The organism is Acinetobacter sp. YH12043, from assembly GCF_013419915.1.
Lineage (GTDB): Bacteria > Pseudomonadota > Gammaproteobacteria > Pseudomonadales > Moraxellaceae > Acinetobacter.
In genome coordinates, this window is record NZ_VOZD01000003.1 from 30832 (window position 1) to 46321 (window position 15490).

The 15490-nt window shown below is 45.2% G+C and carries 13 protein-coding genes; 5 read left to right on the top strand and 8 right to left on the bottom strand.

Annotated features, from left to right (window positions below; all coding sequences use genetic code 11):
* Positions 1-2: 2 nt before the first annotated feature.
* On the bottom strand, positions 3-410 hold the full coding sequence (locus FTU01_RS02090) for a DNA polymerase III subunit chi (protein ID WP_180137994.1): 408 nt from the start codon (positions 408-410) through the stop codon (positions 3-5).
* Positions 403-1851, bottom strand: a complete 1449-nt coding sequence (locus tag FTU01_RS02095; RefSeq protein ID WP_179992211.1) for a leucyl aminopeptidase — start codon at positions 1849-1851, stop codon at positions 403-405. Before FTU01_RS02095 ends, FTU01_RS02090 begins: the two co-directional genes overlap by 8 nt.
* Positions 1852-2007: 156 nt before the next feature.
* Between FTU01_RS02095 and lptF the strand changes: the two genes are divergently transcribed.
* The 4 genes from lptF to FTU01_RS02115 all read left to right on the top strand — a co-directional run bounded on the left by lptF (position 2008) and on the right by FTU01_RS02115 (position 7049).
* On the top strand, positions 2008-3108 hold the full coding sequence (gene lptF, locus FTU01_RS02100; protein WP_180137996.1) for an LPS export ABC transporter permease LptF: 1101 nt from the start codon (positions 2008-2010) through the stop codon (positions 3106-3108).
* Positions 3109-3110: 2 nt separating this feature from the next.
* The gene (gene lptG, locus FTU01_RS02105; protein WP_180003801.1) at positions 3111-4181 is read left to right on the top strand and encodes an LPS export ABC transporter permease LptG; all 1071 of its coding nucleotides are present in this window, start codon (positions 3111-3113) and stop codon (positions 4179-4181) included.
* Positions 4182-4305: 124 nt separating this feature from the next.
* Positions 4306-5853 carry a 2,3-bisphosphoglycerate-independent phosphoglycerate mutase gene (gene gpmI / locus FTU01_RS02110; RefSeq protein WP_180130060.1) on the top strand — a complete coding sequence of 516 codons (1548 nt, stop codon included), beginning with the start codon at positions 4306-4308 and terminating at the stop codon, positions 5851-5853.
* Positions 5854-5876: 23 nt separating this feature from the next.
* On the top strand, positions 5877-7049 hold the full coding sequence (locus FTU01_RS02115) for a S41 family peptidase (protein WP_034703419.1): 1173 nt from the start codon (positions 5877-5879) through the stop codon (positions 7047-7049).
* Here the strand turns inward: FTU01_RS02115 and FTU01_RS02120 are convergent, their stop codons facing one another.
* From FTU01_RS02120 to FTU01_RS02130, 3 genes are read right to left on the bottom strand one after another with little or no spacing between them, the layout of a single operon-like run.
* Positions 7050-8471 (bottom strand): sigma-54 dependent transcriptional regulator, encoded by a 1422-nt coding sequence (locus tag FTU01_RS02120; RefSeq protein ID WP_180016639.1) that lies wholly within the window; start codon positions 8469-8471, stop codon positions 7050-7052. It lies immediately after the preceding gene.
* A 17-nt stretch (positions 8472-8488) separates the two neighbouring features.
* The gene (locus FTU01_RS02125) at positions 8489-10054 is read right to left on the bottom strand and encodes a PAS domain-containing sensor histidine kinase (protein WP_180011332.1); all 1566 of its coding nucleotides are present in this window, start codon (positions 10052-10054) and stop codon (positions 8489-8491) included.
* Positions 10055-10081: 27 nt separating this feature from the next.
* Positions 10082-10717, bottom strand: a complete 636-nt coding sequence (locus tag FTU01_RS02130; protein ID WP_005233474.1) for a response regulator — start codon at positions 10715-10717, stop codon at positions 10082-10084.
* A 216-nt stretch (positions 10718-10933) separates the two neighbouring features.
* Between FTU01_RS02130 and FTU01_RS02135 the strand changes: the two genes are divergently transcribed.
* On the top strand, positions 10934-11986 hold the full coding sequence (locus FTU01_RS02135) for a serine hydrolase (RefSeq protein ID WP_180137998.1): 1053 nt from the start codon (positions 10934-10936) through the stop codon (positions 11984-11986).
* 59 nt (positions 11987-12045) lie between these two features.
* On the opposite strand, the gene thrC is transcribed toward FTU01_RS02135, so the two are convergent.
* From thrC to FTU01_RS02150, 3 genes are all read right to left on the bottom strand, one after another.
* Positions 12046-13185 (bottom strand): threonine synthase, encoded by a 1140-nt coding sequence (thrC, locus tag FTU01_RS02140; protein ID WP_104426956.1) that lies wholly within the window; start codon positions 13183-13185, stop codon positions 12046-12048.
* 57 nt (positions 13186-13242) lie between these two features.
* Entirely contained in the window at positions 13243-14547 is a 1305-nt protein-coding gene (locus FTU01_RS02145) for a homoserine dehydrogenase (protein ID WP_005233480.1), read from the bottom strand.
* A gap of 126 nt (positions 14548-14673) precedes the next feature.
* Positions 14674-15486: a DsbC family protein gene (locus FTU01_RS02150; protein ID WP_180138001.1), complete on the bottom strand. Its 813-nt coding sequence runs from the start codon at positions 15484-15486 to the stop codon at positions 14674-14676.
* Between the last annotated feature and the right edge of the window lie 4 nt (positions 15487-15490).

The window sequence follows — 15490 nt, forward strand, 5'->3', positions numbered from 1 at the left end:
ACTTAGAGCTTAAAGGTATTTGGCTGAATGTCAAAGCGACGATATTGTTTATATTTTTCACGTCCCAGCTGTTTGGCTGGTTCATTGTTTTCAATAATCTCAATAATGTGACTAAATTTCGCATCAGGTTCAAGTGCTTCCGGATTAAAATTAAAAATAATCCAGCCAGGCTGCTCTGGTAATTGAGCCGATATACAAACGGTCGCATCTGGCTGATCGATTCCATGCGGAATAAAGCTGGCAGGATCAAAGTTCCATAGCTTTTCATCCAGTTCCTGCTGTAAGGCAGGATCGGCACACAGCAGCCAGATACGCTCTGGCTGACGCAAAATTTTACGGCATAAACGACAAGTGCTGTCCACTTGTCGTTCAGGGCTTTTTTCAAATAAATAAAAGCTGACCTTAGCCATGCTTTTGAACGCGATTAGCCAGGAATTGCATTAATAGAGGTACTGGACGGCCAGTTGCGCCTTTATTTGGACCTGAATTCCATGCAGTACCTGCAATATCCAAGTGAGCCCAGCGATATTCACGCGTAAAACGTTGCAGGAAGCATGCAGCTGTTACAGAACCGGCTTTAGGGCCACCAATATTGGCAATATCAGCAAATGGTGAATCCAGTTGTTCCTGATAGTCGTCCAGTACTGGCATGCGCCATACACGGTCAAATGCATTTTGGCCGGCGGTTTCAAGCTCTGCAGCCAGCTCATTGTCTGGCGTAAACATACCGGTCAAGACTGAACCTAAGGCCACTACACAAGCACCGGTTAGAGTTGCAATATCAATCACCAGGGCAGGGTTGAAGCGTTTCACATAAGTTAGCGCATCACAGAGAACCAGACGGCCTTCAGCATCAGTATTTAAAATTTCAACAGTTTGACCACTCATGGTGGTTACGATGTCACCTGGACGGGTGGCTTTGCCCGATGGCATATTTTCCGCTGCAGCAATCGCACCTACCACATGAATTGGTAAACGAGATTCGCATAGTGCACGAAGCGTGCCCAGAACTGAAGCTGCACCGCACATATCGTATTTCATTTCATCCATGCCAGCGCCTGGTTTTAATGAAATACCGCCGGTATCAAAAGTAATGCCTTTACCCAGTAATACAACTGGTGCTTCTTCACGATGAGCCAGATATTCAATTGTAATAATACGGCCTGGACGGTCTGAACCTTTGCTAACTGCAAGGAAGGCACCCATACCAAGGTCAGCCATTTGCTGTTCATTAAGTACAGTTACTTTAAGCAGGTCCGGATATTGAGCCGCCAGCGCTTGCGCCTGTTCTGCCAGATATTCTGGGAAACAAATATTGCCAGGACGATTACCCAGATCACGCGCCAGATTCTGACCAGTCTGAACGGCCTGAATCAATTGCAACTGTTCAGCTGTTAGCGGAGTTTCGGCAGCGATGAAATCAATCTGCTGCAGAATAAATTCGTTCTTTTTTGACTTGTATTCGTCATAGCCGTAGCTGGCTTGAGTTAAAGCCAATGCAAACAGATAGTGCAATTCTTGTGGAAGTTGTGTCAGATCAACAGAAATCTGTTTGAATTTTTTTTGAGAGCCTTTAATAATGGCTTGGGCAATTTTCGCCAGTTTTCCCGCTTGTAATTCGGCAGTCTTGCCGAGGCCGATCAGGGCCGCATGCTGAGACTGGCTGACCTGTCCAATCAGGCTTAAACTTTCTGCCAGACCAGCCTTGAATTGAGATGCTTTAATTAATGTATCTAGGCTGTTGATTTGGTATGTTGATGCAGCGCTCTGAATCTGTTCTGAGTCGACTAAAATCAACAAAGATTGACTTGATCCATTCTCTGGGAATGACGTATTAATTGTAAGGTTCATATCTTGTTTTCACGCCTGTTTAGATTTGCAAATCATTCAAGCATTGAAACATTTATCCGAATAGATTTTCAATGGGCAGAGCCACCTAGGTTTTATATTTTTGCTATTCGGGTAAACTAGCACTCGTTTTATGGAGCTCATTTTGGAAGAACTAATTTGATTATTCGGCGTTATCTGGTCAAGCAAGTGGTATCGACCTCCTTGGTGGTGTTTGCCTTACTGACCCTTATCATGATGGGCGGTCGTTTGATCAAGTATTTTGGTGTGGCCGCACAGGGGCGTCTGGATGCTGGAATCCTGTTCAGCATCATTGGTTATCGTTTGCCTGAATTCCTGACCTTGATTCTTCCACTTGGGTTCTTTATTGGCTTAATGCTGGTCTTTGGTCGTCTCTATGTTGATCATGAGATGGCGGTCTTAAATGGTAGCGGAATTAGCCGGCATCAGCTGGCACGTCTTTTGATTCCGATGACTTTGGTCTATCTCCTTGCACAAGGCTTTCTCATGTTGTGGGCTTCACCGTGGGGGATTCGACAGTTCGAAGCCTTGACCAGTGAGCAGGCAGTACGAACCGGCTTTGATCTGGTTCGGCCCAAAGAATTTATCTCTTCCGGACCTTATACCATTTATGCCGGAGATCTATCCGAAGATCGCAAAAACCTGAAAGATATCTTCTTCTATCAGCGTGCGGAAAAAGAAGGCAAGCCAGATGTGATGATTCTGGCGCAGGAAGCGACCCGAATTGAAATGCCGAATGATGCGGCCAATGTGGTCGATCTCGTCAATGGCCGCCGCTATGAAATTTATCCAGGCACGCCGCAATATACCCAGGCTGAATTTGAAAGCTATCGTTTACGGATCGAAAGTGATAAAGAAGCAGAACTGGCCAGTGATGAAGTTGAAGCCTTGCCGACCGGACAGCTTTGGAAAAATCGTCAGGATCCTGTCGTAGCCAGTGAGCTTGGCTGGCGTGTCTTTGTACCATTTGCCATTGTAATTGCCCTGATTTTGTCTGTAGCCCTGTCTGAAGTGAGCCCACGTCAAGGTCGCTATCTCAAATTATTCCCGGCACTGATGATCTTTGCCAGCCTGATCGTCGCCCTGATGGCGATCAAAACCCGGGTCAGCAAGGCGGAAATGGGCATTTGGGCTTATCCATTGGTCCTGATCATATATGCCATAGCCGGTGCATTGTTCTCACGTAAACAGAATTTGGCGCCAAAAATTAAAAAACGGATTCAGCGAGTGAGGTCTTAACAATGTTAGCACGTCGTATAGTTGCCAAACATGTGACCGGAACCACCGCGCTGGCGATGCTTGGGGCAACCGCTGTTCTTTCAGGTCTGCAGGTCTTATTTACGTATTTAGGTGAATTGGGTTCCCTGAAAGAAGGCTATGGTGCCTGGGATGCCTTGAAATATGTACTCTGGGGGGCACCGAATTATCTTTATGAAATCCTGCCAATTTCGGCACTGATTGGCGCGGTACTCGGTTTAGGTACATTGGCTTCCAATAGTGAACTGATCATAATGCGTTCAGTCGGAGTCAGTCTGTGGCGGATTGTCGGCTGGGTGATCCGTTCAGCATTGCTATTGGTCGTATTATCGTTTGCCCTGAGCGAGTGGGTGATTCCATATACCAATGAACAGGCCAAAGCAGTCAAAAGCTATAACAAGCCAGTCAAAATTGGTGAAGTGAAAGGTTACTGGACGCGTGAGGGTAATCGCTTTATCTATATTGATTATGCCAACGCCAAGGGCCAGCTGAAAAATGTACAGATGCTGGACTTTGATGACAATTACCGACTGCGGGGTACTCTGGATGCCAAGCAGGGTGAATTCGTCAAAGATGGGGCTTGGAAACTAGATAGCACAGAACAGTTTGATATTTTACAAAACGGCAATGCGACACTGGTACAGCATGATGAGCAACCACTGGCTTTGGCCTTGCAGCCGAAATATGTGCATATGGTGACGATTGATCCGGAAGATTTATCGCCAAGCCAGCTGGTGAGCTTTATGAGCTATATGCATGAATATAGTCAGGTACCTAAAACCTATCAGCTGGCTTTCTGGCAGAAAGTCGGTTCGCCATTTGCCCTGATTGCGCTGGTAGTGATTGCCTGTTCATTTATCTTTGGGCCATTGCGTCAGCAATCGATGGGCTTCCGTTTGGTGATTGCGTTATTCGCAGGGTTAGGCTTCTTCTATCTGCAGGATTTTCTCGGTTATGCCAGTCTGGTCTATGCGCCGTCACCGGCATGGTTTGTATTTATTCCTATTTTGCTGATGTTTGCTATTGGCGGCTACTTGCTCCATCGGGCCCGCTAAACTACAGGAAAATAGAAGAAATCAATCGCAACAAGAGGCTTAAACCATCGTCTGGTCATGGCCTCTTTTTGCAAAATTCGGTAAACTAGAGCGATTAATTCGTAGACGAAAAGAGTATTTCATTATGACGGATGCAACTGCTGGCAAAATCCCTCACGTTTTGGTGATTATGGATGGTGTGGGTCATCGCGAAGCGGTCGAAGACAATGCGTTTTTAGCGGCTAAACGACCAAATTTAACTGCTATGCAGGAAAAGCATCCGCATGGTTTGATCTCAGGTTCAGGTGAAGATGTCGGCCTGCCTGATGGTCAAATGGGGAACTCTGAAGTTGGTCATATGAATCTCGGTGCTGGCCGTGTGCTGTATCAGGACTTTACCCGTATTACCAAAGATATCCGTACTGGTGCTTTCTTCGAACATGAAGTGCTGGTAGATGCGGTTGAGAAAGCCAAAGCAGCAAATGGCGCAGTCCACATTATGGGTCTGTTGTCTGAAGGCGGTGTGCACTCACACGAAGATCATATCGTGGCGATGGCTGAACTGGCTTTAAAACGCGGTGCTCAGGTTTATCTGCATGCGTTTCTCGATGGCCGTGATACACCACCAAAAAGTGCGCAACCCTCTTTAGAAAAACTGGATGCATTATTTGCTCAATATCCGGGCCAGGGTCGTATTGTCAGCATGATCGGTCGTTATTTTGCCATGGACCGTGACAACCGTTGGGATCGTGTAGAGCAAGCGTATCGTCTGCTGACTGAAGGTGAAGCAGTGCGTACTGCAGCTACTGCAGTTGAAGGTCTGGAACAGGCTTATGCTGCAGAGGAATCAGACGAATTCGTAAAAGCGACTCGCATTGGCGACACTGTGAAGATTCAGGATGGCGACAGCGTTGTATTCATGAACTTCCGTGCTGACCGTGCCCGTGAATTGACTCGTGCCTTTGTTGAAAAAGATTTTGCCGGTTTTGAACGTAAGGTTGTACCGAATCTGGCGAAATTCGTGATGTTGACCCGTTATCAGGCGACCATTGATGCGCCAGTAGCCTATATGCCAGAAGCGCTGGTAAATTCTTTAGGTGAGTATCTGTCGAACCTGGGCAAAACTCAGCTACGTATTGCAGAAACTGAGAAATATGCGCATGTAACCTTCTTCTTTAGCGGTGGCCGTGAAGATGAATATCCAGGTGAAAAACGTATCCTGATCCCATCTCCAAATGTTGCGACTTATGACCTGAAACCGGAAATGAGTGCCTATGAAGTAACAGATGAACTGGTGGCAGCGATCAATTCAGGCGAGTTTGACCTACTGGTTGTGAACTATGCCAATGGTGATATGGTCGGCCATACTGGTGTATTTGATGCAGCAGTGAAAGCCGTTGAAGCCGTGGATACTTGCTTAGGCCGAGTTTATGAAGCTGTGATGGCGAAAAAAGGTCATATGATTATTACTGCAGACCATGGTAATGTGGAGCAGATGCAGGATTATCAGAGCGGTCAAGTGCATACCCAGCATACCACTGAACTGGTTCCATTTATCTATGTGGGTCCAAGCTCTGCAACAATCGCAGAAGGTGGCGTACTGGCTGATGTTGCACCAACCCTGCTGAACTTGATGCAAATTCCGGTACCAGCTGAAATGCAGGGTCGCAATCTTATTGAGCTGCATGCTTAATCTTTTATAAAACAGGTCTAAGAATGATAAAAACACATGGCAAGTCTGTAGTCTTATCCTGCTTACTGATGTGTTTGAGTCATTCCGCCTGGAGTGCTGTTTCGACCGAGATGGCACTCGATGAACTGGAAATGGATGAACAGGTCTATAATGAAATTCCTGTTACATCCATCCAGGAATTTGTTCAGATTTATGGCATCGTCAAAGATAATTATATTCAAGACAAAAATGACGATGTGCTTTTCCAGCAAGCCATTCAAGGTTTGGTGAGCGGCCTGGACCGTTATTCCCGCTATTTATCTCCTGAAGACTATAAACAGCTGCGTGAATATACTGAAGGTGATCTGGCCAGTATTGATTTTGATCTGCATTTTAATCCACAGCTAAAACAATGGATGGTACAAGGCCTAAGTCCGGATGCTGACTCTGCCAAACAAGGCCTTCGCAATGGTGTCACAGTTTATAAGATTGATGATCAGGTCTTGAGTGCGCTGAAACGTGAGCAGGTGCGAGATTTATTGACTGGTGCCATTGGCTCTACTTTAACGCTTCAGCTTTCTGCGCAAAGTGTACCGATTACACTGGTCCGCAATACCAAAGTGGATACCGAGATTAAATCGACGCTGCACAGTAATCAGGTTCTGGTGCTGCAGGTCAAAGTTTTCCAGCAAGATACTGCTAATGAAATCAAGCGAATTATTGAAAGTTATTCAACCAATCGCCTGAAAGCAGTGCTGTTTGACTTACGTAATAATCCGGGTGGTTTATTGTCTGCGGCTGTTGAATCAGCAGATTTGTTCCTGAATCAGGGCATTATTGTCTCGACCAAGAGCCGTTCTGAAGGTAATCAGCAATTTCAGGCACTTCCAGGAATTGAATTTCAAAATCTGAAAGTCGGGATTCTAATCAATAACCGTTCGGCTTCCGCTGCAGAAGTATTTACTGCTGCTCTGAAAGAACATAATCGTGCCTGGGTGGTAGGGGAAAAGAGCTATGGCAAAGGGGTGGTGCAGAAACTGTTTCCTTTGAGCAATGGCTCTGCTTTGCAGATGACGGTGTCGCAATACTTTAGCCCGAGCGGCAATATGATTGAAGGACAGGGGATTCAGCCACATTTCACCTATCCTCTCGGTCAGGATGCGCGTGAGGAGAGCTATCTGGATCACGTCACAGACTTGCTGCTCCTGCAGAAATAATTATTCCTCTTCTTCGGTATCCAGTCCGAATTTTTTCAGACGATAACGTAAAGAGCGAAACGACATACCGAGTTTTTTGGCGGCCAATGTACGATTCCAATGCGTCAGATTCAAAGCATTCAGCAGAATTTCTTTTTCAATCTTTTCTAAATACAGTTCCAGACCTTCCTCGGGGAGTTTCTTGGGAATAATGATCTGATCCGTAGATGAGGTCGGCTCTGCCAGATTTGCCGTTTCTGATTGGACGGATACCGTATGACGCAGTGGAGCAGTTTGCAGATGCTGAAGATCAATCTTGTCTTCATCACTCAAAGTAATAGCTCGTTCAATAATGTTACGCAGTTCGCGTACATTGCCCGGATAGTATTGCTCCAGTAAAAATTCCTTGCTCCGTTCTGTCAGTTTTTTCGCAGGAATCTCCCATTCCTGACAGATCTTTTGAACAAAATGCTCAGCGAGGAGCAGAATATCTTGGCCGCGCTCACGCAGTGGTGGTAAGACCAGATCCATCACGTGAATACGGAAGAACAAATCCTGACGGAATTTGCCTTGTTGTACCAGCGCATCGAGATCCTGGTGGCTGGCGCTAATAACACGGAAATCGACATCAATTTCAGTATCAGAACCGACTGGACGAATGCGTTTTTCCTGGACGGCACGTAACAGTTTAACCTGCATAGATAGCGGTAATTCGGCGATTTCATCTAAGAACAAACTGCCTCCATGGGCAGACTGAATCAGTCCCTGCTTGTCCTGAGTCGCGCCAGTAAAGCTGCCTTTCTTGTGGCCAAACAGTTCACTTTCCATTAATTCAGTCGGGATTGCACCGCAGTTAATCGCGATAAAAGGCCCTTCATTGCGGTTACTAAGACGATGAACCAGATTGGCCACCACTTCCTTCCCGGTACCTGATTCGCCAGTAATAAATACCGGGGCCTGAGAGCGGGCAATTTTTTTCAAGGTGACACGTAATTGCTGAATAGGCAGGGATTGTCCAATTAGCAGCTTATGCTCTAATGAGTCATTGGAATTATTCTGATAATAGTCTACTGGTTTATTTAGCGCTTTTTGCAGCAGTTGTTCCAGATGCTTTTGATTAATCGGTTTGCTGACAAAGTCAAATGCACCTGCCTTGAGTGCAGCAATGGCAATTTCCATATTACCATAGGCCGTTAGAACAGCTACCGGAAGGTGAGGGGAATGCTGGTTAATCCAGTCCAGTAATTGCAGACCATTGCCATCAGGAAGATTTAGATCTGTCAGACAGGCATCATATTGATGATCCCTAAGACATTTTTTTGCATCTTCCAGACGATGAGCAATATGCGTACGGATTCCCATGCGCATCAATGACATTTGCATGAGGGTACATAGATCTTCCTCATCATCCACCAATAAAACCAGTGGTTGTTGTTCCACAATATTTCCCCTTATTCCTTTTATGCTGTCACACGTTGACAGCTAATCCGAAAGCATGCGCCCTGTTCTTGTGAAATGTAGTTGAGTTGTGCCTGATTGGCTTCACAAAAACTGTGTGATAAATATAGTCCGAGTCCCGTTCCATGGATAGACGTGCTGAAAAAAGGTTTAAATAATAATTCCTGATCATGGGTGGCAACACCAGAGCCAAAATCCCGGACATCTATCCATACCTTATGTTCATATGGGTGAATATTCAATTGAATATGGGACGAATCCGGTGAATTATGCCGGATGGCATTACGAATCAGGTTAATTAGAATCTGACGTAACTGGGCTTCATCGAACTGAATTGCCAGTGGTACATCAATATTAAATTGAATCTGGTCCGCCACATCTGCTAAATCTTCCTGAATAAACAGTGGTATAAATTCATTCAGCTGAATTACGACTGGATGGGTTTCTTTATTCTTCACCATATTCAGGGTGTCCTGAATAATCCGGTCAATCCGGGTGGCCTGTCGGCTAATCATCTGATGCAGAACTTGTTGCTGTTCAGGTTCAGAATCGAGATAAAGATCATTGGCCTGTACAATGGCAGCCAGAGGATTGCGAATTTCATGGGCAATACTGGCGGAAAGCTGGCCTAGAGCAGCAAGCTTTAACTGTTGCACCTGCTGATTAAGTTTACGGGCATCTTGCAGCACGAGGAGAGTCAGAGTCTGGTGCGGCACAATCAGCTTTTGTACCTGCACGTGAATATTATAACGACTCTGCTGGGATTCAAATTGAAACCGCTCGCCATTTTCCAGATTTTCAAAACGGATCAGTTCAAACAGGTCATTTTGAGATTGGTATAACGAAAATCTTTCATGGGCATACATTGGCTCAATGCCGAGCAGATGACAGGCAGCCGGATTACTGAGCACCACATGGTAATTCTCATCTAAAACCAGATAGCCGGTTTCAATCTGTTCCAGAATATAGCGGTTAATATTCTGTAAGCGATATAGTTCCAGCGATTGAGAAAAATTCAGGTTTTCCAGAATCTGAAAGCGCCGTACCGCAATTTGTCCTGAGCCATAGACGACAAAAAACAAAAAGGCCAGCAGGGCACTATTCCCGATATTGGTAAGCGAGGAAAAGGCAAAAATACTGCCGATAAAATGCTGGTAGATGATACTAATCACCGCAATCAGGGTGATGATCAGGGCCTTCTTGGCATCGAGCAATAATGAGGCTGAAAAAATGGTAATAACAAAAATCAGTCCGAGATGCACGTTTGGACCCTGACTGGCCAAGGTCAATAAACTGAGAAAAAAGACATCGCTGGCAAAAATCAGAATGAACTGCGGCTGAATCAGGCGCTTTACCCATCTCAGCGTAAACAGCTGCACAGTATTGACGGCGACGCTAATCATTAAGGCATAGTGATAGAGTTTAGGATACTGATAATCTGTAGTCATATCAGGATAAGTCAGCAGAAAAATCAGCAACAGACCCGTGCTGATAATCAGGCGGTAGGCGCTATACCATAGGCCCAGATGATATTGATTCAGTTCAGAATAACTGGATGTTTGCGCCATAGGAACCGCATTAAGCAGAGGGTTAAATTAAGGTTTAATCAGGCCATAGCGCATTGCAAGATGGGTTAGTTTAACATCACTATCGATATTCAGTTTTTCGAAGATCCGGTAACGGTAAGTATTAACTGTTTTAACACTTACAAACAGCTTGTCGGCAATTTCCTGCGCGCTGATACAGTTCACTACCATCATGGCTACCTGCATTTCACGTTCAGACAGTGCGTCAAAAGGAGATTGCTGGGTATCGGACAGGTAAGAACTCGCCAGCTGTTCAGCAATGTCGGCACTGAAATATTTACCGCCCTGCATGACTTTATTGATGGCACGGACCATCTCTGATACAGGTGCACCTTTGGTGATATAACCTTTGGCACCTGCTTTCAATAATAGTGAAGGATAAGGTTCTTCAGCCAGGCCACTGACCGCAAGAACTTTGGTTTCAGGAGCAGTCTGTAGCAAACGGCGTGTGGTTTCTACACCACCGATACCTGGCATGTTGACATCTAACAGAACCACATTGGGATGATGCTGACGGACGAGGGTAATTGCTTCTTCACCAGATTCAGCCTGTCCAATCACCTGAACATCCGCATGGTCTTCCAGCATTCTGCAAATTCCAGTACGAACTAATTCATGGTCGTCGACAACTAAAACTGTGATCACCTAGACTCTCCCTCATTAAAAAATCATTTTTTTGTTACATAAAGCAAAATAAGCTTGCAATGAAACTACAAAATTAGCAATCCTATTCGCAGATTAAATCTGAAACTTATCACATAGTGTCAAGAACAAAAAATGTTCGGCATTGTGTTTAAATGTAAGGCATATTAGAGGTAATACGCAAATCAATCTTACCTCTGTTAGTTGAGTGAAGGAATAGTGAAGAAAATAAACAAGTCTTTAAGGCATCTACTCGGCCTGTCCGTGTTAATCAGCATGAGCACGACAAGTTTTGCTGAAATCATTATGAATTCTGGCACAACAGAGGGCGGATCCAGCATCAGCTGGTCTTCTGATGAAGTCAATCAGCTCATGAATGATAATTTGAGCGTATCTGCTGCAGAACCTTCACCACCAGGTTCAGCAACTGTTACGACGACGATTCGTCAGGGCAGTGCACCAGCGCCAGTACCGACAAAACCTTTGCAGATTATTGATAATAGTCATTTTATTAATCAACCTGCTGTAAGTGCGCGTGCAGCTCTGGTGATGGATTCACAGACAGGTGAAGTGTTATTCAGTAAAAATACCAATAATGCTTACCCGATTGCGTCGATTACCAAATTGATGACTGCAGTAGTGATTTCAGATGCGCGTTTGAATATGTCTGAAAAAATTACCCTGCAACAGGCTGATTTTTCCTGTGCAGGCTGTAAGAGCTCAAGTTCTACCTTAAGAGCCGGGGACAGCATGAATCGTGCTGAAGCCTTATTATTTGCTTTGATGAAGTCTGAGAACCCGGCTGCAGCTGCATTGGCGCGTACTTATCCAGGCGGTCGTGCAGCCTTCATTGCGAAGATGAATGCCAAAGCTAAAGAGCTGGGCATGAATTCAACCCATTATATGGAATCTACTGGCCTGCATCCTGGCAATGTGTCTTCTGCACGTGATTTGGGGATTCTGGTCAATACCGCTTCACAGTATGGCCTGATCCGTCAATTCTCTACCACTGCCAGCTATGATTTCAACCTGGGTTACCGTGTATTGAAATCCAACAACACCAATTCACTGGTGCGTAATGGTGGTTGGAATATCAATCTGTCTAAAACCGGTTATATTAATGAAGCAGGACGTTGTGTCGTCATGCACACCACCTTGAATAACCGTCCTGTGGTGGTCGTGGTATTAGGTGCGGATTCAACTGCTGCACGTACCAATGATGCGACTCGTCTGATGACTTGGGTATCTAGCCTGCCTAAACAACGTGTTTAATCTTTTTTAAGCGCATATAAAAAGCCCTGCAATTGCAGGGCCTTTTATTTCAATCTAAATTACATATTAGAAAGAATTGATTCACGAACCTGTTCTAAAGTTGCGTCAATTGAAAGCATTACGGCATCAGAACATTGTTTGATCGCAGTATCCGGATCTTTCAGACCGTTACCAGTTACAGTACACACGATCACAGAACCTTCAGCAATTTTACCTGCTTTAATGTCACGGATTGCGCCACCGATTGAAGCTGCAGATGCAGGTTCTACGAATACGCCTTCATACATAGAAAGAAGACGTTGCGCTTCCAGAATCTCGGCATCAGTCAGTTCATCGAACCAGCCTTTAGAATCACGAACAACCGCTTTCGCATGGTTCCAGCTTTGTGGATTACCGATACGGATTGCAGTTGCAACAGTCTCAGGATTTTCAACAGGTGCACCACGAAGGAAAGGTGCAGCACCAGAAGCCTGGTAACCTACCATTGTTGGCAGACCTTCAGGTTTAGGACCAGTGAAGGCATCAGTAGCAGCGTCGTAAACCACTTGCTCAAACTCGCCAGCAGGCTGATTTGCAACCGCTTCGGTATAACCCATCCAGTGCGCAGTAATGTTACCCGCATTACCTACAGGCAGGCAGTGGTAATCTGGTGCACGGCCCAATTCATCCACGATTTCGTAAGCAATGGTTTTTTGACCTTGCAGACGGTATGGGTTGATTGAGTTCACGATAGTGACAGGTGCTTTGTCAGCGATTTCTTTTACCAGACGCATACCGTCATCGAAGTTACCGCGGATTTGCATGGTGATCGCACCATACATCATCGCTTGCGCCATTTTACCCATCGCAATTTTGCCTTCTGGGATTAAAACAAACGCCTTGATACCTGCACGCGCTGCATAAGCTGCTGCAGCTGCTGAAGTATTACCTGTAGAAGCACAGATAATCGCTTTAGAGCCTTCTTCAACCGCTTTTGTTACCGCCATGGTCATACCACGGTCTTTAAATGAACCAGTCGGGTTTAAGCCCTCGTACTTCACATAAATTTCAACATTTTTGCCAATAATGCGCGGAATATTCGCAAGCTTAATCAGTGGCGTGTTACCTTCACCCAGAGAAACGGCTTTAGTAGTTGCAGACACTGGTAAACGGTCGCGATAGCGGTCAACTAAACCAGTATAACGATTGGCATTCGACATGATGATGTTCCAATTGTGTGTAGAGCTTGGCAAGGGGAGAGTGTCCCCTCGACCCGATTAATTATCAAGCGATTCTAAACGAATTCGTACAATTTCGCCATGAATGACAGGAAGAGCTTGAATTTGTTTTAACGCTTCATCCATTTTCGCTTCCTTGACTGGATCAGTCAGGATCACGATAGGAATAAGATCTTTCAGACGTGACTGCTGCAGAATTGCATCAATACTGATGCCTTCGCGGCTTAGAATAGAGGTTACTTCAGCCAGTACTCCGGTTTGATCTTCAGCATTGATCCGGATGTAGTATCCAGTCGTCATTTCTTCACGTGGCAGGATTGGCAGGTCACTTAAGCTTTCAAAAGCCAGTTGTGGAATTGTACCAGCACCATCTTCAGTATAAGAAATATCACGTACGATATCCACGACATCTGCGACTACTGCAGAAGCTGTAGGACCAGCACCCGCACCTGCACCGTAATACAGTGTAGGACCAACCGCATTGGCTTGAACCAGAACTGCATTTTTTACACCATTCACATTAGCGATCAATTGCTCTTCAGGAATCAGGGTAGGGTGTACACGGAGTTCGATACCAGTTTCAGCACGACGGGCAATACCGAGGTGTTTGATACGGAAGCCCAAGTCTTCAGCATATTTCACGTCTTGTGCAGTAATTTTGCTAATGCCTTCAGTAAAGACTTTATCAAACTGCAACGGAATACCAAAAGCAATAGAGGCCAGTAATGTCAGTTTGTGTGCTGCATCGATGCCTTCAACGTCAAAGGTTGGATCAGCTTCTGCATAACCCAGTTCTTGTGCTTCTTTCAGTACATCAGCAAAGGCACGGCCTTTATCTCGCATTTCAGTCAGGATAAAATTGCCTGTACCGTTGATGATGCCAGCCAGCCAGTCAATCTTGTTGGCTGCCAGACCTTCACGCATCACTTTAATAATTGGAATGCCGCCAGCCACCGCTGCCTCGTAAGCAATTTGCACAGCGTTGTCATCGGCAAGTTTGAACAGTTCATTCCCGTGTTCAGCGAGCAAAGCTTTGTTCGCAGTTACGACCTGTTTACCATGCAGAATGGCTTCTTTAATCACTTCATAAGCAGGGTGAATACCGCCCATGACTTCAACCACCACATCTACATCAGGTTGACGTACGATGTCGAGCAGATCTGCACTTTGTTTGACTGATTCAGGTAGATCCAGATCAGGACGCGGGCGACGCGTACCAACATGGGTAATTTGAATTTCACGACCGGTGCGACGTTTAATCTCAGCAGCATTTTCTTTTAATAGTTTAAGGGCACCACCACCCACAGTACCAAGACCGAGGATTGCCAGACGAACTGGTTTCACGTCACACTCCAAATATAAACAGTTTTTACGAGAGCCTAGATCATAGCTAAAAAAGCGGCCTGACTCTAGGGTCATTTCAGAATATCTTCATCTATAAAATAAAGTTAAATAACTAATTAAAATGAGTTATTTAAGTCGATCCAATAATTCTGATGTGCTCATATAGCCACCGAGATAAAGTCCTTCAGAACTGTATATACCCGGGGTGCCATTGACACCAATATTAAGACCCATTTGATATTGATCTTTCACAGGATTTTTACAAGTGGTAGGGGTGATAGATCCACCGGCAATGGCCTGATCGAAGGCTGCGCGACGATCGGAATTACACCAAATGGCTTCCATAGCAGGCATATGCTGCTCGCCACGTGGCCAAGCAATATAAAGCACTTCGATACCTTTGCTGTTCATTTCATCCATTTGTTCATGGAATTTGTGACAATATGGACAGCTGACATCGGTAAAGACATAGATCACGTGCTTGGTTTTACCTTTGGCTGGATAGATCAACAGGTCTTCAGCTTTAAGATTTGCAAAGAGTTTCTTGTTCACGTCAGATTGCAGGGTTTCACTGACATTGTGCAGCTCTTTATCACCAAGACGAATGACATCGCCCTGAATCAGATATTTACCGTCATTTGTCACATAGACGGGTGCCATACCTTCCAGGCTGACCCAAGACATGTTGGGTACTTCAGTGGTTTTAATGCCGGTGATTTTTGCGTTAATCCCCGCTTTTTTGAAATGACCTTCGAGCGTTGAAATCAGGCGTTGCTGTGCATTACGTTCGCTAAGGTTAGAGGCTTCACCCGTCGCCGGTGCACTTGCTGTAAGCGTATCTTGCTTTTTATCTGAATTATTGGAATTGGAACATGCGCTCAGTCCCAGACCGGTAGCAAGCAGACAAGCGATAAAAATTTTGGTGCGGGCAAATGTCATAATA